The organism is Geobacillus sp. FSL W8-1251, from assembly GCF_038005945.1.
Taxonomy (GTDB): Bacteria; Bacillota; Bacilli; order Bacillales; family Anoxybacillaceae; genus Geobacillus; species Geobacillus stearothermophilus.
Window position 1 is genome coordinate 1577251 of sequence record NZ_JBBOUF010000001.1, and the last position, 19546, is coordinate 1596796.

Genomic DNA, 19546 nt, shown 5'->3' on the forward strand with positions numbered 1-19546 from the left:
ACCTCCTAAAACCGAATATTATAAATTTATTTTAACAAAAATGTACGTGTTTAATCAAGCGAATGCCGCTCCCCCAACAGCCTGACCGCAAACACTTGATCGCAAAAGCCCCGCAGTCCGTTATACACCCGCTGCATTCTCGAATCATGCTCGATCAGCCCAAACACTGTCGGCCCGCTTCCGCTCATCAGCACCGCATCAGCTCCGAACCGTTTCATTTGCTCTTTAATATGCGCAACTTCCGGATATTTTTTTAAGGTCACTTCCTCCAACACGTTGCCGACCAACCGGCAAATGCCCTCATAATCTTGCCGTTCGATCGCTTTCACCATTGCATCGACATCCGGATGGCAGACATGCTCAAGCTGCAAATTTCGGTACACATCGGCCGTCGACACGCCAATTGGGGGCTTGGCCAACACCACCCAGCATGGCGGCGGCGACGGGATGGGGGTGATGATTTCGCCACGCCCGGTCGCCACAGCTGTTCCGCCGTAGACGCAAAACGCAACATCCGAGCCGATTTGCGCACCAAGCTCAGCCAATTCCCGGACGGTCAATCCGAGCTGCCAAAGCTTGTTGAGCCCGCGCAACGTTGCGGCCGCGTCGCTGCTTCCCCCTGCCAGGCCGGCCGCCACCGGAATATGCTTCGTAATCGAAATGGCCACCCCTTGGCGGATCGAAAACGTCTCCTTCATCAGTTTCGCCGCCTGGTACGCCAAATTGCGGCAATCATCCGGCACAAAGCGGTTTTGCGACACAATGCGGATCACATCCTCCTCAGGAAGCGGAATAAGCTCAATGCGGTCCGCCAAATCGATCGTCGTCATCACCATTTTCACTTCATGGTAACCATCGGGGCGTTTATAAAGAACATCAAGTGATAAATTAATTTTTGCCGGCGCTTTGATCGACAGCCTCACTCATCTTCACCTACTTCCACGCACATTGATGATAAACGGCTTCTGGCCAGCCGCCTATCCGCCCGTTGTTTCCTATTTTCAGCGTTTTCCCGCGTGACATTCGTGCTTTTTTCATCAATCCATTTTACCATATTAACATGTCCTGGTGCCGTCGCCAAACGATATATGTAAAAAGGGCGCCCCTGCTAGGGCACCCTTGCCGCAGCGCGCCATCGCCGCCGGCGCTATTCCGTTTTTCCGGCCAGCTGCCGTTCCGCCCGTTCAATCGCCAATCTTACCATGTTTCCTGCGTCTTTCGCGCGGATGGCTCCCCACCCTTCACGCTGCACGACATCGTAAAAGCCCAGCTCTTTTGCCAGCTCTTCTTTTAAGCGTTGCGACATAACCCCGCGGCGTCGACCCAATGTCAGCAACCCCTTTCCATGTTCGTTGGCGTTAAGGCGCGAAACGTTGTGCAACCCGCCGGCGCAACAGCCGGCTGACCCGCCTGGTCATGGGGCAGATGAAAGGCGGCTGCGGCAGTTTTAGTATGAAGTGGGGAAGGCGGCTTTATGTCCGCCTATTTATGACAAAACAAAAAGCAGCAAACAAATTTGTCTACTGCCCCCCTGCTTGCTCATCGTCCCAAAACGTCAGCTTTACGGTCTCTGTCAACACGTCGGCGTAGCTGAACGATACACGTTCAAACGAGTTTTCTTTTTGATCCAGTTCAATGACAAATACCGATGGGTAAGTCTCCGCCAAAATGCCGCAACGCTCGATCATTTTTCTGCGTCCGCCGTTGGCCCGCAACGTTAAACGTCTCCCGATATTAGAGTCCAGCGCTTTTTTAATATCGGATAAAGTTTTTGGCATTCGTCATCCACCTCACTATTTGCAATTATAACAAAGATGGTCTTCAAAGTCAAAAAAAATAAAAATTATATCAGCGTGTTTTTATTGCTGTCAATGAATATTTTTCTACAATATCCTTCTTTTTATGTACCTTGTGGAACTTTTTTGTAAAAAATATGGCGAAAGACATAAAAAAACCGCCCGTCAATTGCGGCGGTTTTCCCCCCGTTCTTCGATCAGGCGAAACGGCATCCCGGTGCGGAGCACACCTTTCGTCTCGACTCCACCCAGCCCTTTTTCCCCGGTCAGCGTGTTGCGAAGCACATCCCACACATCGACCGTTTCCGTAAACGGGGTAAAACTGAGACGAGAAACGATATAAACCGGATCTAAGGCGTGAATGTTGACCCGCGCCGGCGAACTGGCAAAATTCGCCCCCGCGCGGATGAGCGATTCAAAATGCGATTGGCAGGCGCCGGCGAAAATGATGAGCTGATCGAGATGCGGCACTTTTTTGCGCGCTTCTTTCACTGTTTGAACAAAATGGCGTGAATGGCGGTACGCTTTCAAATCATGAAGCTTCCCTTTTGACTTTGAATACGAGTCATGACCGGTAATGACTAAAATATCCGGACGAAACTGCTCAATCAAGGAGCCGACTTTTTCCGGCATCTCGCTTTCCTCACAGTAAACGCCGTGCACCGGCACCCCAATCCGTTCATACAAATCCATGCATTTGCGCAAATATAACGGGTCGCCGTCCAAATGAAGGACGCATCCCGGAATTTGAAAAAAATCTTTCTCCACCCGGTACCCGCCGGTTGCCCGATACTCGACTTTTTGCTTGATCATCTGATAATCTTGGCGAAACAGCCAGTATGACTGTTCAATCAGTTCGATTTCCCGCCTTTTTCGTTCTTGTTGCCCCCGCTCATCGATAATGACCAAGTCGCTGCACGGGGCGTCGGCCACAAGCCGCACGTCCTCGCCATATAAAATGGCTTCCCATTCCCCGTTCTTTTCTTTAAGGTCAATGACGCGGAACAATACGTCGCATTGGTAAGACTTGCGGGCGACAATATCGCCGATTTTGACGTCCATCACCGCTCACTCCATTGCATAATCGTTGTCATCCATACGATATGCAGACGCGGACAATAGGTGATAGACGCCTGTTTTCAACTGCTGCGGCCTCAACGGCGAAAAAGCGGCGCCAATGCGTTGCTTAACGAGGCAAACTCGGTTATATGAAGCGTTTCCCCGCGGCGGCGCGGATCGATGCCCACCGCAGCAAGCGCCTGTTCGATTTGTTCTTTGTTCTCTTTTCCGCCTGGCAAGCTGCTCACTAAATTATTGAGCAGCGTTTTGCGGCGCTGAGCAAAGCTCGCCCGCACCACTTGGAAAAACACATCCTCATCCTCAACAGCGACAGGCGGATGGGCCCGTTTCGTCAGCCGGATGACGGCGGAATCGACGTTTGGCTGCGGCATAAACACGGTGCGCGGCACCGCCATCACGACTTCCGCCTCTGTGTAATACTGCACAGCAATCGTCAGCGAGCCGTAATCTTTCGTTCCCGGCCTGGCAGCGAGGCGGTCGGCCACCTCTTTTTGCAGCATGACGACGATGCCGCGGATTGGGAGCCGGTCGGTAAGCAGCTTCATAATGATCGGTGTGGTCACATAATACGGCAAGTTAGCGACCACCATCCGGTCGTTCACATCGGCCAGCTCTTCCGCAATGACCGCATGCAAATCCGCCTTCAACACATCTTGGTGAATAATGCGCACATTGTCGTAGGGGGACAATGTATCCGCCAAAATCGGCAGCAGCCGGCCATCGATTTCAAAGGCGACGACCTTTTTTGCCCGCCGTGCGAGCTGTTCGGTCAACGCCCCGATGCCGGGTCCGATTTCAATCGCCCCCGTATCGCTGGAGACGCCGGCAGCATCAACAATTTTCCGCAAAATGTTCGCGTCAATCAAAAAGTTTTGTCCGAGGCTTTTTTTAAACGAAAAACCATACCGCTCCAAAATTTCTTTCGTCCGCCCCGGTGTTGCAATGTCTTTATGCATCGCCCGCCTCCTCCCGCATCACTTGCGCCAGCGCGGCGTAAAAGGCGTCTCGGGAAATGCGGAACACTTTCAGCCGCTTATGAAACTGTCGGCCGTTGGCATAACCGATTTTCAGCTCCTCCCCGAGCCGCTGCCGGCGCCGGCGCGCCATCTCCCCGCCAACCAGTCCGGCTTCAATCAATTCTGCAAACGTAATTTCTTCTTCCCAATCGGCTGTCTCTTCATACACGTTCGCAAGCGCCTGGCGAATGTCGTCGGGGGAAGCGTGCTCGACCCCAATGCCCTTCCCACTTCTCGCTTTCGCGGCTTCGCGCGGCAAAAAGGCGTGTTTGCATCCCGGCACTTGCTCGGCAATCGTGCGGCGGATTTTCTCGCCGGGGAAGTCGGGATCGGTGAAGATGATCACCCCGCGCCGCTCTTTCGCCAGCTTGATCCGTTCGATGACTTCCGCCCCCACCGCCGCCCCGTTTGTTTCGATCGTATCGGCATCAACGGCGCGCCGGATCGCCGCTGTATCATCTTTCCCTTCCACGACAATCACTTCTTTAATCTTCATCCCATCATTGCAGAAACAGCGGAATGAGCGATTTTTCCTATTTCTGCAATGCCTCCTTTCCGGTAAAATAAAGGGTAGAGCGAACCGCCGCCGCTCCATGCCCCTATTTTATTTTTTCAACTTTGTTGAAACTTTTTTCTGCATCAGAAGTCTAATTAGACAGATGGAGCAATACGCGCATTGTTGCGGCCCAATGCCATTATAGCGAAAAAAAGCAGAGGGGAAAAACCCCTCCGCTTGCATTCTCCAATCGCCTTTCTATGGCAGCACCCGTATTTTGACACGCTTTCTGCCCCAACCAAACGCATCCGACCGTTCCGGGAAAAACACGTCGATTTTATATCCGCGAATGCTTGAGCCGGTGTCAGCGGCAATAGCATATCCGTATCCTTCCACATACACCTTCGACCCGAGGGGGATGATGGACGGGTCGACGGCAATCACTTTGACGGAAGGATTTTGGCGCAAATTGATGCCTGTTCTCGTTATGCCTGAGCAACCCTCACAATAGGCGGTATAGGCGGTGGCGGTGACGTAAAACTCCTTCGCGGCTTGATCGGCGCCGCGCGAGGACGGCCGGCCGGATGATGCAACCGGGTGCACCGTTTTAGTGCCAATGGCGACAATGCGCGGTTTGCTCTCTTTTATCGTTCTTGTCGCCAGCAATTTGCGCGCCACTTCTTTGCCGTTTTCCAATGTCACTTCATACGTTTTTTCGATTTTTCCCTTTTCCCCGGGTGCAATGACGCGCCGCTCTCCTTTTGGCAGCGAATCGTCCCGCTTCGTCACCACGGCAAAGTCGACGGGCTCTTCCACTACATCGGTGACTTTTTTAATCCGAACGATGTAAACCGTCATCCCAGCTTTGACTGTTTCTTGCAAGGAAGGTTCAATTCGGTCCCATTGGCCCAACGGGATCCCTTGCTGTTTCAAAAAGTCAGCGACCGTAGTCGAAGTGGTCCATACCTGTTGCTGTTTGCCGCCGACATTTAGACGAACCGGAAACGCCCTTTCAATGCCGATGTTCATGCCTTTTTGAACTTTGGCGGAAAGCGACGGCGCCACTTTGTCATGCGGCCCGACTGCCACGTGTTGCGAACGGAGCAATTCCCCGACCGTATCGGCCGTCGTCCATATTTTTTTCTTTTTTCCATCGATCGTCAATGTCACTTCTTTGCTTGCTTCCCAAATGATGTGAAGATCGTCGGTGATCGGTGTATTTAGAGACGGATAGACGTAATCTTCCTTGCGAGGCTGAATGCCTTGTTCCTCAAGCAGTTCCTCCACATCCTTCGCATAAGTGCAGATTTCCTGCTTTTTTCCGTTGATCGTGAGTGTTACATCATCTTTGGCCATCTCGTAGCCGGCCACCCCTGTGGTTGCCGAGATGGCGAGAAATCCGCTCGCCGTAACGGTCGCATTTTTCCTCCATAAGTCCAGCCACTTTCTCCTGTTTGGCAACATCGGAAACGCCTCCTTTTCCTCTGAAATCCCCTCTCCCTCTAACATGTACGCGCGAGCATACTCTATTATGCGGAAAATTCAGTGAAAAAGGAAGGAAGACTTGTCGACACGCGGTTGGTTCATATCGGCTGAATTTGTAGAATTTTATCGTCTTCGCCGCACCTTCGACAAGCCTCCCCGCTATTCGACGCCTAATTTTAGCGGTCGATGGCGAACAATTTTTTGGCATTTTCCGCCGTTGTTTCCGCTACTTCGGCAAAAGAAACGTTTTTAATTTCCGCGATGGCCTCGGCAACGTATTTGACATAGCTCGGCTCATTTCGTTTTCCACGGAAAGGGTGAGGCGTTAAATACGGGCAATCCGTCTCGATTAACAAATGGCGGAGCGGAATTTCTTTCGCCACTTCTTTCGGCTTTTTCGCATTTTTAAACGTGACCGGGCCGCCAAGGGAAATGAAAAAGTTCATGTCAATGCATTGTTTGGCCACCTCAACGCTGCCGCTGAAACAATGCATAATCCCACCGACTTCAGCAGCGTTTTCCTCTTGCAAAATTTTTAAAATATCGGCTGTTGCCTCACGGTTATGGATGATGATCGGCAGCTTCACTTTTTTCGCCAGCGCGATTTGCCGGCGGAAAACGTCTTGCTGCACGTCTTTCGGCGATTTGTCCCAATGGTAATCGAGTCCCATCTCGCCGAGGGCCACCACTTTCGGATGGGCGGCGAGCTGTTCAATCATCTCCAAGTCGTCATCGGTCATATCAATCGCATCGACCGGATGCCAGCCGACCGCTGCATAAATAAACGGATATCGCTCAGCGAGCTCGATCGCCCGGTCAATCGTCGGCCGGTCAAACCCGACAACCACGATGTGCGAAACTCCTTCAGCGCGGGCGCGCTCGATCACTTGCTCCAAGTCTTCCTCATATTGGACGGCGTTCAAATGAGCATGAGTGTCAAAAAGCATACGAAGTCCCTCTTTTCCACCTTGATGTTAAGTGTAGCATAGAAATTAGTTACGTATGTCACAATTTAGTAACATTTCCATTACAAAATAGCAACAAGGAGGTGTCAACGACGACACCCCCTCATCCGTTCGTTGCATTATTTGATTTTTGTGCCGTTTGGCACGTGCTGGTCGACGGTTGCCAACGAAAAGCCGCCGCCGCTGCCTCCGGCCAAAATCATTCCTTCCGACCATTCGCCGCGCAGCTTGGCCGGTTTTAAGTTGGCGACGCAAATGACCTTTTTGCCGATGAGTTCCTCCGGCTTGTAAAACTCGGCGATGCCGGAAATCACTTGCCGCTTCTCGCCGCCGAGATCAAGCTGGAGCTTCAACAGCTTGTCGGCGTTTTTCATTCGCTCGGCGTGCACGACTTCGGCGACGCGCAAGTCGACTTTCGCAAAGTCGTCGATGGAGATTTCCTCCGCCCGAGCCGCTTGTTTTTCCTCTTTGGCCGCTTCCGCCGGTTTGCCGCCTTGCATATGCGCCTTAATGTACTCGACTTCAACGCCGATATCCAAGCGTGGGAAGAGCGGCTCCCCTTTCTGCACGTTCGTCCCTTCCGGAATAAGGCCGAAATCGTACAGGCTGTCCCACTCTTTCAATGAACGGTCGCTGATGCCGAGCTGGGTGAAGATGCGCTCCGGCGTGCGCGTCAAAAACGGCTGCAGCAACACCGCCGTATAGCGGAGCGATTCGGCTAGATGGGCCATGACAGAGGCAAGTTCCTCCCGTTTGCTTTCCTCTTTCGCCAACACCCATGGCTGCGTTTCGTCGATATATTTGTTCGTTCGGCCAATCAGCTGCCAAACGGCGGAGAGGGCAACGGAAAACTCCATCCGCTCCATTGCCTCTTCATATTGACGGACAACCTCGCGCGCCGTTTCGGAAAGATCTCGGTCAAACGGCGTTTTCGGGCCGCGGTACGGCGGAATCGCGCCGCCAAAATATTTCTCAATCATCGCGACGGTCCGGTGCAACAAATTGCCTAAATCGTTGGCCAAATCGTAATTGATGCGCTCGATAAACCCTTCCGGCGTAAACACCCCGTCAGAGCCAAACGGCACTTCCCGCAGCAAATAGTAGCGGAGTGCATCAAGCCCGTAACGATCAATGATCATCACCGGATCCACGACATTGCCTTTCGATTTCGACATTTTCCCATCTTTCATCAGCAGCCAGCCATGTCCGAACACTTTTTTCGGCAGCGGCAGGCCGAGCGCCATCAGCATGATCGGCCAGTAAATCGTATGGAAGCGGACGATCTCCTTGCCGACGAGATGGACATCCGCCGGCCAATATTTGCGAAACTTTTCATCGTTGTCCGTACCGTAGCCGAGCGCTGTGATGTAGTTGGCCAGCGCATCGATCCAGACGTAAATGACGTGCTTCGGGTCACCTGGCACTTTAATGCCCCAGTCAAACGTCGTCCGCGATACAGCCAAGTCCTCGAGCCCCGGCTTGATGAAGTTGTTGATCATCTCGTTTTTCCGCGATTCCGGCTGGATGAAATCTGGATTTTCTTCGTAATATTGCAGCAGGCGGTCGACGTATTTGCTCATCCGGAAAAAGTACGACTCTTCTTTCACTTTTTCAACAGGCCGGCCGCAGTCTGGGCAGTTGCCGTCAACAAGCTGCCGTTCGGTGTAAAACGATTCGCACGGCGTGCAGTACCAGCCTTCATACTCGCCTAAATAAATATCACCTTGTTCGACAAGACGGGCGAAAATCTTTTCGACAATTTTTTTATGCCGCTCCTGTGTCGTCCGGATAAAATCGTCGTATGAAATGTCCAATTTTCTCCACAACTCTTGGATGCCGGCGACAATGTCGTCGACATATTGCTGCGGCGTGACCCCTTTTTCTTGCGCCTTGCGCTGAATTTTTTGCCCATGTTCGTCCGTTCCGGTCAAATACATGACATCATAGCCGCGCAGCCGCTTATAGCGAGCCATCGCATCCCCCGCCACGGTCGTATAAGCATGGCCAATGTGCAATTTGTCGCTTGGGTAATAAATCGGCGTCGTCAAATAAAACGTCTTTTTCTCCATCGGTTAGGCCCTCCCTCGTACTGTTGCGCACAAAAGCCCCTGTCCTGAGGACGAGAGCGGCGTTACTTCTATTTTACATAATTTTTTCATTGTACAAAAACATCTATTTCTCCATGACGAAAAAAATATACGCAAATGGGCAAAAATACCTCCTTATTTTGGGCAATCGCCGCGAATTTATTATAGAGGGATAGAGTTTTGGCAAATAAAATGGTTCATGTTCCTTTATACCCAACCACAAACTTTTTTCCACAATAACAATATACATTTTTTTAAAATTTTACATATTAAAGGATTGACGCATAATGGAAACACTGATATGATTAGGGTGTAGGAAATTTGTCGAATATTGACGAATAAACGATAAAAATCATTGCGGAGAGGAGAGCAGACGATGAAATCGACGGGGATCGTACGTAAAGTCGATGAGTTGGGCCGTGTCGTCATCCCGATTGAGTTGCGCCGTACACTGGACATTAACGAAAAGGATGCATTGGAAATTTACGTCGATGACGATCGCATCATTTTGAAAAAATATAAGCCGAATATGACATGCGTCGTCACGGGGGAAGTATCGGACGACAACTTTAAATTAGCGGGCGGCAAAATCATTTTAAGCCGCGAAGGCGCGGAAATTTTGCTGCAGGAAATCCGCCAGCATTTGCAAGAAGCGGCGGACAACGAGTAAAAAAAGAGTTTCTCTGGTTTCAGAGAAACTCTTTTTTTTCTTGCTGCTGATGGTACTGTTGATAGACGTCGCGTTTGGACATATGCCGATCAGCCGCTGCCTGCTTTGCGGCTTCTTTTACGGAAAGGCCCTGCTCTTGAACATAATAGTCGACATGTTCGACAATCGACAGCGGCTGCCACCATGCCCCCTCCTCTTGCATGGCTTCATGTCCACCGCCGCGCGCCCCTTCGACAATGAGGCAAAATTCGCCGCGGATGTCCGCCGTCTCGGCCCAAGCAACCGCCTCGCTCAAATCGCCGCGGATGAATTCCTCAAACCGTTTCGTCAGCTCACGGCAAAGAGCAATGCGCCGTTCACCGAACACGTCGTACATGACAGAAAGCGTTTCTTTCAAGCGATGGGGCGCCTCATAAAAAATCAACGTTTCCCGCGCTGTTTTCAACGACAGCAGCTGCTCTCGTTTTTCTTTTTTCGACCGGTCCAAAAAACCGACGAACAAAAAACGCTCCGTTGGCAGCCCGGAGGCGACGAGCGCCGTCACTGCCGCGTTGGCTCCGGGAAGCGGCACGACGCGGCACCGTTCATCCAGTGCAGCAGCAACAAGCTCATAGCCAGGGTCGGAAATGCCGGGCATGCCGGCGTCGCTCACCAGCGCCACCGTTTTCCCTTCTTTCAGCCATTCGACAAGCTGCCGGCCGCTCGCATATTTATTGTGTTCATGGTAGCTGACGAGCGGCGTATGAATGTCGAAATGCGACAACAGCTTTTTCGTCTGCCTTGTGTCTTCCGCAGCGATCACGTCCGCCTCCCGCAGGATCCGCACAGCGCGAAACGTCATATCGTCCAAATTGCCGATCGGCGTCGGCACGATGTACAGCGTTCCTTGTTTATCTCGGTCAGCAAAGCTTTTTTGGTGCCAAAGCATCCGTCTCCCGCCCCTTTACGATGAAATGATGCCGTATAGAATGCGCTTCGTTTCTTCGGTATATTCATCATCCTCGCCATACACGATGAGCGGGGGCAACACTTTTAAGTCCGGGTTCGCATCTTTCATCCCCTCGATTAAAATCATGTTCGCTTCTTTGCCCGCTTTTGGATATACAAACCGAATCCGTTTCGGCTCGAGCCGGTATCGGCGCATAAACGTCACAAGGTCGGACAGCCGTCCAGGCCGATGGACGAACGCCGCCTTTCCGCCTTGTTTCAGCAGCTGGCTGCTGACACGAACGACATCCTCCAGCGTGCAGTAAATTTCATGGCGGGCGATGGCAAAATGTTCATTTTTGCTTAGCTCCTCTCGGCCAACAGTCGGAAAATACGGAGGGTTGCATGTGACAACATCATACTGGCTGTAGCCGATGCGCTGCGGCGCCTCTTTAATGTCACCGTGTATGATTTCAATTTGTCCTTCAAGTCCGTTGTATGCGACGCTCCGCCTCGCCATGTCGCAAAGCCGCTCCTGAATTTCGATGCCGATAATCTTCCCCTTTGTCCGCCGGCTTAACAGCAGCGGGATGACCCCATTGCCTGTGCATAAATCGACAATCTTCCCCTTTTGAATCGGCATGTAGGCAAAATGGGCAAGCAGCACGGCATCAAGGGAAAAGGAAAACACAGACGGACTTTGGATAATGCGAAGCTCCTCATTGAGCAAATAATCGAGTCGTTCATCTGCGTACAATTCCACCATTTTGCGCACAATCCTCCATAGAAAAAAATAACCTTTCCGAAATGGAAAGGGGAGCACTGCCTTTATTTTTTGTTCAAAAACGACAAGCAAAACAAACAATCGCCTTCCGTGCGAACGCTTCCGTAGTGGACGTGGCAAATATGGAATCCTTCTTGGTAAAGGCGTGCCAAATTGTCATACCCTTCGCCAATGTCAAGCAGCTTTTTGCCCTGTTTCGTTTCTTTTTTCTTCTCCTCATCCCATGCTTCCGACATCTGCTCGAGCCGCCGGCGCAAATGGGCGTTTTCAATCTGCAGCTGATGGTTCTCCTCGAGAAGTTCTGATACGCGTTGCTTCAGCTGCACAAGCTCACGGTAAAAATGGCTCAGCTGCTCCTCCATATTGGCCACCAATTGAAACACTTCTTTTTTGTCTACCTTTTCCACATGGCCCCACCCCAAATTAATCTGCGACACGAATGGACAGCGTCCCGTTCTTCATCAGCTCATCGAGCGTATATTCAACGACCCGCCCGTGCTCCGGCAATTCGATCTGCAACACCCGCTCCAAAATGTTTAACCCGACGACTTTGCCAAAGCCATACGGCGTTTCGACATATTCCCCTAAATCAGGAAGTTGTTCTTTCGCTGTTTCGTACTCCTCGCTCTCATATTTTAAGCAGCACATGAGACGTCCGCACAACCCGGAAATTTTCGTCGGGTTGAGCGATAAGTTTTGATCCTTCGCCATCTTGATCGACACCGGCTCAAAATCGCCAAGAAAGGTCGAACAGCAAAGCATGCGGCCGCACGGTCCAATGCCGCCAAGCATTTTCGCCTCATCGCGCACCCCGATTTGCCGCAGCTCGATGCGCGTCCGGAAAATCGAGGCCAAGTCTTTGACAAGCTCACGGAAATCGACGCGGCCATCGGCGGTGAAATAAAAGATGACTTTGTTGCGGTCAAACGTATATTCAACATCAACAAGCTTCATTTCCAGCCCGTGCTCTTCCACTTTGCGCAAACAAATGTCGTACGCCTCGCGCGCCGCTTTTTTATTTTCTTCAACGACCCATTTGTCTTTTTCGTTCGCGACGCGGATCACTTTTTTCAGCGGCAGCACCACATCGTTTTCATCGACTTGTTTATTGGCGATGACGACTTTTCCGTATTCAATGCCGCGTGCCGTTTCGACGATGACAAATTCGCCGACGGGAATGATGAAATCACCTGGATCAAAATAATAAATTTTCCCCGCTTTTTTAAAGCGGACACCGACGACAGTATACAACGCTCTCCCTCCTTTACCGCTTTAATTGAAGAACGAGCTGCTCCATCAACAGCGCCTGGCTCATGTTCGTTGTATTTAAACGCGCTTTCGCTTGCAAAATCGCTTCCATGCTGTCCAAAATCCGCCGCTGCGGGCAAGAAAGCGCCCACTGCTGCAGGCGGTCAAGATGGTCGCGATAGAGGGCGCCCTCGCTCCGTCCCACCTGAATATGCAATAAATCGCGGTATATATATAAAAGCAAATCGAGGCCAAGGTCAAGCTGGTGTTTTTCCGAAAAGTGCGGAACCACACGATCGTGGATGAAAAACAGCAACTGCAGCTCCGGTTTGCCGAGCATCTCATACAATTGTAGCACTAACGTTCGCGCATCAGCAAACCAACGGTCTTGACTGATCGCCAACGCCTCATCGTAGCTGTTCGTCACGTGGGCCGCCAGCAACGCCAACGAAGGCGGCACGCGCTCCTCCATGAGCCGGGCCGCGAGTTCCGCCGGCGGCAGCGGTCGGAAAGAAAGAACTTGACAGCGGGAAATAATCGTTCCTAACATTCGGTGATATTGCTCGGTCAACAGCACGGCCACCGTTCCCGGATGCGGCTCCTCCAGAAACTTCAGCAGGCTGTTGGCTGCGCTGGCTGTCATTTGATCGGCGTGCTCGACGATATACATCTTCTTATCCGACTCAACGGCTGTTTTTGTAAACTCTTGTTGCAGCCATTCGATTTGCTCTTTCTTGATCGACCCTCCATCCGGGCTGATCATCCGAACGTCCGGATGGTTGCCGGAATCGATGCGCCGGCAGTTGCGGCATTCCAAACACGGGGCGATTCCTGACGGGGACAAGCAAAACAAGCTTTTTGCCAACAACAAGCTAGCGGCTTTTTTTCCCGTCCCCCTCTGCCCTTCAAACAAGTACGCATGGGAAATCCGCCCTTTTTCAAGGCCGCTTTGCAGCATTTTCGCCGCCACCGGCTGATGCTTGGCCAGCTGCTCCCATCGCATCGCCATCACTCTCTCTCATTTCTTACCTTCTATTCTATCATGTTTATGGCAAATCATCACGGCCGGATTCATGGAAATCGCGCTTTGATCTTCCTTCCAGGCAGGCGAGCACTGCCGCGGCCGTCTCGTCAAACACGACATCGAGCGGCCGGCTCGCATCGATCACCACGATTCGGTCGGCAAACCGCTTGGCGAGCTTCCAGTACCCCTCCCTGACTTTCGTATGGAAAGACAACGCCTCGAGATCGAGCCGGTTGACCTCCCGCCCCGTATGTTTCCGAATCCGTTCGAGCCCGATTTTTGGGTCAAGATCGAAATAAATGGTGAGCGATGGCATATATCCATCAATGGCAAACTCGTTAATTTTCCATACCTCCTCAATGCCAAGCCCACGGGCAAACCCTTGGTAAGCCAACGAACTGTCCACAAACCGGTCGCAAAGAACAATGCGCCCCGCCTCAAGCGCCGGCACGATCTTCTCGAGCAAGTGTTGGCGCCGGGCCGCCGCGTACAGCAATGCTTCCGTCCGTCCATCCATTTCCGTATAATCGCGATTCAAAATAATGGCGCGAATCGCCTCGGCGATGCGCACCCCGCCCGGCTCCCTCGTCGCCATCACGTCAAATCCACGCTTGCGCAACAACGATTCGAGCTTGCCGACCATCGTCGTTTTTCCAGCCCCCTCCGGCCCTTCAAACGAAAAAAAATACCCGTTCATCGTTCACGGCATCCTTTCTCTCATTCGAGTTCATAGACGACCAGCTGCCCGTGCCTAAGCCGGCTCCCTCCTTGTATATGCGCCCGATGGCCGAGAAGACGGCGAATCTGCTCAATATGGCGCCCGTCAATCCGCTCCCCAACCCAAACGAGCGGCACCCCGGGTGGATACGGAATAACCGTTTCCGCCGCTATGCACCCTTCCGCCTCCTCGATCGCGACGGCTTTTGTCCGCACATGGCGCAACTCATCGTATGGAACCACTGTCGACATCGGAGGATGTACGCAAGGGATGAAGTCAAACGGCGGCGTTTCCTCAACCGGCAGATCGCGCCACGCCCATTTGATTTTCTCCGCCGCCTCCATCAACCGTCCAGTGGCAGCAAGCGGGCAAATGAGCAAAACATTGGAAGGATCAGCCAGTTCGGCAAACACTCCTTCTTCCTCAAGACGCCGCTGCAGTTCATAGCCCGTCAGCGAGCTGCGCGTCTGCACCGTCACCTTCAGCGGATCGGTTTGAACACCGGGCTGACGGGAGGAAACGACCGCCACCCCGCTAATACGATCAAGCGCTGTCTTAAATCCGTCAATTTCAGCGACAATCGCCGCGACATCGTCCACCGTCAGCTGAGCGACGTAGCGCCGCGCCAAATCGAGCGAGGCCATAATCGGGTAAGACGGGCTGCTTGACTGAAACAACTGCAAAAAATATTTCAACCGTTCAAGATCAACCCGCTCGCTGTTTACATGCAAAAACGCTCCCATCGTCATCGCCGGCAGCGTTTTATGCGCCGACTGGATAACGACATCGGCGCCGCAGGCAAGCGCTGACTGAGGAAACGGCGGGCCAGCCGCAAAATGGGCGCCATGCGCTTCATCAACTAGAACGGGAACGCCGCGTTCATGGGCAAAGCGGACGATGTCCGTTACATCAATAGACATCCCGTAATAGTTTGGATTGGTCAACACAACAGCCGCCGCATCGCGATGAAGCTCAAGCGCTTCCTTGACAGCTTCGGCACGAACATGCGAGGCGACGCGTACATCGCTGTCAAATTCGGGGGAAAGGAGAATCGGAGCCGCCCCCGCGATTTGCAGCGCATGCATCACTGACTTATGGCAGTTGCGCTGTACGATGACTTTCTGTTTATTTTTATCGCATACAGCGGCAATCATCGCTAAATTGCCCGCTGTTGACCCGTTGACAAGGAAAAATGTCTTAGCAGCCCCATACAGTTCAGCCGCCAATGACTGTGCCTCAGCGATAACCGATTCCGGATGATGCAAATCGTCAAGCCCCCCGATCTCCGTCGCATCAAGAGCCAGCAACGGCGCAAAAAATTCCGTTGCCTGCGGCGGAAACAACGCCCCATACTTATGCCCCGGCACATGGAAAGACACGGGGCGGCGGGCCCAATGCCGTGCCAATGCATCATATAAAGGAGTTTTCGCTTGATCCATCATGATCCTCTTTCCTAATCATCATTTACGAAGTGCAACGGCCACATGCACCAAAAGTACACAGACACCCGATATGTATGAAGGCTGATGATTGGTTGAACCATCGGCCCCAAACGTGCTTTTTCCAAGATGAGAAACCTTTTCAAAACAGCTCTTCCCTTGCAGCCCAAAACACGGGTCGGCCGAAATCATTGTGTTTCGCCAGCCTGATGGGAAATGCTAAAAATAATATTAACATGAACCAGCCGGAAAGAAAATGAACAGACAACGGCCGCCATTTTTCCCGAAGAAAAATAAAAACAGGCCCTGTACAGGCCTTCATGAGTAAATTTTCGACGCAACCATTTTCCGAAGCTTCTGCACATAAAATGCGTAATTTGGGTCATCCGTATTCGTTTGTACAATCGCTTGGTTACAGTCAATACAAAGAAAACGGCCAAAAAGGAAAATGCCCTTCTCTTTTTCTTGCTCACAAACGAGACAAACTTTTTCACGTCGATTTTTCCCAATCACCGGCGCCCCCACGCTTTTCACCTCCCATTCTCTATGTTTCCCACACTGATAACATTCTATACTAGTAGACGATAAAGGGTAAAAAAAAGCACCCCATTGCGCGTTATGCACAATGGGGTGCTCTGTTTTCCGCCTAGCAGCGACCTACTCTTGCAGGGGCGCTGGCCCCAACTACCATCGGCGCTGGAGGGCTTAACTTCCGTGTTCGGGATGGGAACGGGTGTTTCCCCTCCGCTATCACCACTAGGCCATATGAGGTTGTCAGGAATTCGTTCCCTGAAAACTAGATAACCGTTTCAGGAAGAAGCCGCGGCGCCTCCACTTTTCTTGTTAGGTTAAGCCCTCGATCGATTAGTATCCGTCAGCTCCACGTGTCGCCACGCTTCCACCTCGGACCTATCGACCTCGTCATCTTCGAGGGATCTTACCCGCCTGACGCGGTGGGAAATCTCATCTTGAGGGGGGCTTCACGCTTAGATGCTTTCAGCGCTTATCCCGTCCGCACATAGCTACCCAGCGGTGCCCCTGGCGGGACAACTGGTACACCAGCGGTGCGTCCATCCCGGTCCTCTCGTACTAAGGACAGCTCCTCTCAAATTTCCTGCGCCCGCGACGGATAGGGACCGAACTGTCTCACGACGTTCTGAACCCAGCTCGCGTACCGCTTTAATGGGCGAACAGCCCAACCCTTGGGACCGACTACAGCCCCAGGATGCGATGAGCCGACATCGAGGTGCCAAACCTCCCCGTCGATGTGGACTCTTGGGGGAGATCAGCCTGTTATCCCCGGGGTAGCTTTTATCCGTTGAGCGATGGCCCTTCCATGCGGAACCACCGGATCACTAAGCCCGACTTTCGTCCCTGCTCGACCTGTCCGTCTCGCAGTCAAGCTCCCTTGTGCCTTTGCACTCTCCGAATGATTTCCAACCATTCTGAGGGAACCTTTGGGCGCCTCCGTTACCTTTTGGGAGGCGACCGCCCCAGTCAAACTGCCCGCCTGACACTGTCTCCCACCCCGCTAAGGGGTGCGGGTTAGAATTTCAATATCGCCAGGGTGGTATCCCACCGCCGCCTCCACCGAAGCTGGCGCTCCGGCTTCCCAGGCTCCCACCTATCCTGTACAAGCGATACCAAAATTCCATATCAGGCTGCAGTAAAGCTCCACGGGGTCTTTCCGTCCTGTCGCGGGTAACCTGCATCTTCACAGGTAGTATAATTTCACCGGGTCTCTCGTTGAGACAGCGCCCAAGTCGTTACACCTTTCGTGCGGGTCGGAACTTACCCGACAAGGAATTTCGCTACCTTAGGACCGTTATAGTTACGGCCGCCGTTTACTGGGGCTTCGGTTCGCACCTTCGCTTCCGCTAAGCGCTCCCCTTAACCTTCCAGCACCGGGCAGGTGTCAGCCCCTATACGTCGCCTTTCGGCTTCGCAGAGACCTGTGTTTTTGATAAACAGTCGCTTGGGCCTTTTCACTGCGGCTCGTTCGGGCTCTTCACCCAAACGAGCACCCCTTCTCCCGAAGTTACGGGGTCATTTTGCCGAGTTCCTTAACGAGAGTTCTCCCGCGCGCCTTAGGATTCTCTCCTCGCCTACCTGTGTCGGTTTGCGGTACGGGCACCTCTTCCCTCGCTAGAGGCTTTTCTTGGCAGTGTGAAATCGGGGACTTCCGGATGACTCCGTCGCCATCACCGCTTGGCCTTACAATCCGCGGATTTGCCTACGGATCAGCCTTGCGGCTTGGACAGGCTCTTCCAGCCGCCTGCTCGCCCTATCCTCCTGCGTCCCCCCATCGCTCAAACGGGAAGGAGGTGGTACAGGAATCTCAACCTGTTGTCCATCACCTACGCCTTTCGGCCTCGGCTTAGGTCCCGACTAACCCTGAGCGGACGAACCTTCCTCAGGAACCCTTAGGCTTTCGGCGCAGAGGATTCTCACCTCTGTTTTCGCTACTCATACCGGCATTCTCACTTCTAAGCGCTCCACCAGTCCTTCCGGTCTGGCTTCAACGCCCTTAGAACGCTCCCCTACCGATGACCAACGGTCATCCCGCAGCTTCGGCGGCACGTTTAGCCCCGGTACATTTTCGGCGCAGAGTCACTCGACCAGTGAGCTATTACGCACTCTTTAAATGGTGGCTGCTTCTAAGCCAACATCCTGGTTGTCTTTGCAACTCCACATCCTTTTCCACTGAACGTGCACTTTGGGGCCTTAGCTGGCGATCTGGGCTGTTTCCCTCTCGACCACGGATCTTATCACTCGCAGTCTGACTCCCGGGCATAAGTCGTTGGCATTCGGAGTTTGACTGGGTTCGGTAACCCGATGAGGGCCCCTAGCCCAATCAGTGCTCTACCTCCAACACTCTCCATCCCGAGGCTAGCCCTAAAGCTATTTCGGGGAGAACCAGCTATCTCCAAGTTCGATTGGCATTTCACCCCTACCCACACCTCATCCCCGCACTTTTCAACGTGCGTGGGTTCGGGCCTCCAGCCGGTGTTACCCGGCCTTCACCCTGGACATGGGTAGATCACCTGGTTTCGGGTCGACGACGACGTACTTTTCGCCCTGTTCAGACTCGCTTTCGCTGCGGCTCCGCCTCTTCGGCTTAACCTCGCACGCCATCGTCACTCGCCGGTTCATTCTACAAAAGGCACGCCATCACGCATGAACGCGCTCTGACTACTTGTAGGCACACGGTTTCAGGTTCTCTTTCACTCCCCTTCCGGGGTGCTTTTCACCTTTCCCTCACGGTACTGGTGCACTATCGGTCACTAGGGAGTATTTAGCCTTGGGAGATGGTCCTCCCTGCTTCCGACGGGATTTCCCGTGTCCCGCCGTACTCAGGATCCGCTCGGGAGGGAACGAAGTTTCGACTACAGGGCTGTCACCTTCTCTGGCCGGCCGTTCCAGACCGGTTCGTCTACCCCGTTCCTTTCTCACTCCCACAATGAGCGGTCCTACAACCCCAAGAGGCACGCCTCTTGGTTTGGGCTGTTCCCGTTTCGCTCGCCGCTACTCAGGGAATCGCGTTTGCTTTCTTCTCCTCCGGGTACTAAGATGTTTCAGTTCCCCGGGTGTGCCCTCCATGCCCTATGGATTCAGGCATGGATACTGCCCCATTACGGACAGTGGGTTCCCCCATTCGGACATCTCCGGATCAACGCTTGCTTACAGCTCCCCGGAGCGTTTCGGCGTTTGCCCCGTCCTTCATCGGCTCCTAGTGCCAAGGCATCCACCGTGCGCCCTTTCTAGCTTAACCTACAGCGCTCTCGGCTTCTTCCTTATTGTCTAGCATCGG

The 19546-nt window shown here is 52.8% G+C and carries 18 protein-coding genes and 2 rRNA genes; 1 reads left to right on the forward strand and 19 read right to left on the reverse strand.

Annotated features, from left to right (window positions below; translation table 11 throughout):
- Positions 1–50 precede the first annotated feature (50 nt).
- From ispE to metG, 9 genes are all read right to left on the reverse strand, one after another.
- The gene (ispE, locus tag NSS88_RS08325; RefSeq protein ID WP_033008994.1) at positions 51–923 is read right to left on the reverse strand and encodes a 4-(cytidine 5'-diphospho)-2-C-methyl-D-erythritol kinase; all 873 of its coding nucleotides are present in this window, start codon (positions 921–923) and stop codon (positions 51–53) included.
- Positions 924–1147: 224 nt separating this feature from the next.
- Positions 1148–1327, reverse strand: coding sequence for a small, acid-soluble spore protein, alpha/beta type (locus NSS88_RS08330; protein WP_011886605.1), 180 nt, complete (start codon positions 1325–1327; stop codon positions 1148–1150).
- Between the two features lie 193 nt (positions 1328–1520).
- A complete protein-coding gene (gene veg, locus NSS88_RS08335; protein WP_033008996.1) occupies positions 1521–1778 on the reverse strand; it encodes a biofilm formation stimulator Veg in 258 nt (85 codons plus the stop codon).
- A 183-nt stretch (positions 1779–1961) separates the two neighbouring features.
- Positions 1962–2858: a sporulation peptidase YabG gene (gene yabG, locus NSS88_RS08340; protein ID WP_033014209.1), complete on the reverse strand. Its 897-nt coding sequence runs from the start codon at positions 2856–2858 to the stop codon at positions 1962–1964.
- A 92-nt stretch (positions 2859–2950) separates the two neighbouring features.
- A complete protein-coding gene (rsmA, locus tag NSS88_RS08345) occupies positions 2951–3832 on the reverse strand; it encodes a 16S rRNA (adenine(1518)-N(6)/adenine(1519)-N(6))-dimethyltransferase RsmA (RefSeq protein WP_033008999.1) in 882 nt (293 codons plus the stop codon).
- Positions 3825–4388, reverse strand: coding sequence for a ribonuclease M5 (gene rnmV, locus NSS88_RS08350; protein WP_033009000.1), 564 nt, complete (start codon positions 4386–4388; stop codon positions 3825–3827). Before rnmV ends, rsmA begins: the two co-directional genes overlap by 8 nt.
- 258 nt (positions 4389–4646) lie before the next feature.
- Positions 4647–5852: a G5 and 3D domain-containing protein gene (locus NSS88_RS08355; protein ID WP_049624436.1), complete on the reverse strand. Its 1206-nt coding sequence runs from the start codon at positions 5850–5852 to the stop codon at positions 4647–4649.
- A 197-nt stretch (positions 5853–6049) separates the two neighbouring features.
- On the reverse strand, positions 6050–6820 hold the full coding sequence (locus NSS88_RS08360) for a TatD family hydrolase (RefSeq protein ID WP_033009004.1): 771 nt from the start codon (positions 6818–6820) through the stop codon (positions 6050–6052).
- A 137-nt stretch (positions 6821–6957) separates the two neighbouring features.
- Positions 6958–8907, reverse strand: coding sequence for a methionine--tRNA ligase (gene metG, locus NSS88_RS08365; protein ID WP_033014212.1), 1950 nt, complete (start codon positions 8905–8907; stop codon positions 6958–6960).
- 394 nt (positions 8908–9301) lie between these two features.
- On the opposite strand from metG, the gene NSS88_RS08370 reads away from it, so the two are divergent.
- A complete protein-coding gene (locus NSS88_RS08370; protein WP_033009007.1) occupies positions 9302–9595 on the forward strand; it encodes an AbrB/MazE/SpoVT family DNA-binding domain-containing protein in 294 nt (97 codons plus the stop codon).
- A gap of 19 nt (positions 9596–9614) precedes the next feature.
- Here the strand turns inward: NSS88_RS08370 and rsmI are convergent, their stop codons facing one another.
- From rsmI to NSS88_RS08420, 10 genes are all read right to left on the reverse strand, one after another.
- Positions 9615–10523, reverse strand: coding sequence for a 16S rRNA (cytidine(1402)-2'-O)-methyltransferase (rsmI, locus tag NSS88_RS08375; RefSeq protein ID WP_033014213.1), 909 nt, complete (start codon positions 10521–10523; stop codon positions 9615–9617).
- 15 nt (positions 10524–10538) lie between these two features.
- A complete protein-coding gene (locus tag NSS88_RS08380) occupies positions 10539–11288 on the reverse strand; it encodes a tRNA1(Val) (adenine(37)-N6)-methyltransferase (protein ID WP_033014217.1) in 750 nt (249 codons plus the stop codon).
- A 62-nt stretch (positions 11289–11350) separates the two neighbouring features.
- Complete coding sequence (gene yabA, locus NSS88_RS08385) at positions 11351–11713, reverse strand: DNA replication initiation control protein YabA (RefSeq protein WP_033009009.1); 363 nt, start codon at positions 11711–11713, stop codon at positions 11351–11353.
- Positions 11714–11729: 16 nt separating this feature from the next.
- Positions 11730–12557, reverse strand: coding sequence for a PSP1 domain-containing protein (locus tag NSS88_RS08390; protein WP_049624435.1), 828 nt, complete (start codon positions 12555–12557; stop codon positions 11730–11732).
- Positions 12558–12570: 13 nt separating this feature from the next.
- Positions 12571–13563: a DNA polymerase III subunit delta' gene (gene holB / locus NSS88_RS08395; protein WP_033009012.1), complete on the reverse strand. Its 993-nt coding sequence runs from the start codon at positions 13561–13563 to the stop codon at positions 12571–12573.
- Between the two features lie 37 nt (positions 13564–13600).
- Positions 13601–14275, reverse strand: a complete 675-nt coding sequence (gene tmk / locus NSS88_RS08400; protein ID WP_033009015.1) for a dTMP kinase — start codon at positions 14273–14275, stop codon at positions 13601–13603.
- 20 nt (positions 14276–14295) lie between these two features.
- Positions 14296–15735, reverse strand: coding sequence for an aminotransferase class I/II-fold pyridoxal phosphate-dependent enzyme (locus tag NSS88_RS08405; protein WP_033014214.1), 1440 nt, complete (start codon positions 15733–15735; stop codon positions 14296–14298).
- Positions 15736–16053: 318 nt separating this feature from the next.
- Entirely contained in the window at positions 16054–16260 is a 207-nt protein-coding gene (locus NSS88_RS08410) for a sigma factor G inhibitor Gin (protein ID WP_055358755.1), read from the reverse strand.
- Positions 16261–16379: 119 nt separating this feature from the next.
- Positions 16380–16496: ribosomal RNA gene (gene rrf / locus NSS88_RS08415) — 5S ribosomal RNA — on the reverse strand.
- 83 nt (positions 16497–16579) lie between these two features.
- Positions 16580–19507: ribosomal RNA gene (locus NSS88_RS08420) — 23S ribosomal RNA — on the reverse strand.
- Positions 19508–19546 lie beyond the last annotated feature (39 nt).

Excerpts from the sequence above, each read along its gene's own strand:
- veg (WP_033008996.1), bottom strand. The coding sequence starts at position 1,778 with ATGCCAAAAACTTTATCCGATATTAAAAAAGCGCTGGACTCTAATATC.
- yabG (WP_033014209.1), bottom strand. The coding sequence starts at position 2,858 with ATGGACGTCAAAATCGGCGATATTGTCGCCCGCAAGTCTTACCAATGC.
- rsmA (WP_033008999.1), bottom strand. The coding sequence starts at position 3,832 with ATGCATAAAGACATTGCAACACCGGGGCGGACGAAAGAAATTTTGGAG.
- rnmV (WP_033009000.1), bottom strand. The coding sequence starts at position 4,388 with ATGAAGATTAAAGAAGTGATTGTCGTGGAAGGGAAAGATGATACAGCG.
- NSS88_RS08355 (WP_049624436.1), bottom strand. The coding sequence starts at position 5,852 with ATGTTGCCAAACAGGAGAAAGTGGCTGGACTTATGGAGGAAAAATGCG.
- NSS88_RS08360 (WP_033009004.1), bottom strand. The coding sequence starts at position 6,820 with ATGCTTTTTGACACTCATGCTCATTTGAACGCCGTCCAATATGAGGAA.
- metG (WP_033014212.1), bottom strand. The coding sequence starts at position 8,907 with ATGGAGAAAAAGACGTTTTATTTGACGACGCCGATTTATTACCCAAGC.
- NSS88_RS08370 (WP_033009007.1), top strand. The coding sequence starts at position 9,302 with ATGAAATCGACGGGGATCGTACGTAAAGTCGATGAGTTGGGCCGTGTC.
- rsmI (WP_033014213.1), bottom strand. The coding sequence starts at position 10,523 with ATGCTTTGGCACCAAAAAAGCTTTGCTGACCGAGATAAACAAGGAACG.
- NSS88_RS08380 (WP_033014217.1), bottom strand. The coding sequence starts at position 11,288 with ATGGTGGAATTGTACGCAGATGAACGACTCGATTATTTGCTCAATGAG.
- holB (WP_033009012.1), bottom strand. The coding sequence starts at position 13,563 with ATGGCGATGCGATGGGAGCAGCTGGCCAAGCATCAGCCGGTGGCGGCG.
- tmk (WP_033009015.1), bottom strand. The coding sequence starts at position 14,275 with ATGAACGGGTATTTTTTTTCGTTTGAAGGGCCGGAGGGGGCTGGAAAA.
- NSS88_RS08405 (WP_033014214.1), bottom strand. The coding sequence starts at position 15,735 with ATGGATCAAGCGAAAACTCCTTTATATGATGCATTGGCACGGCATTGG.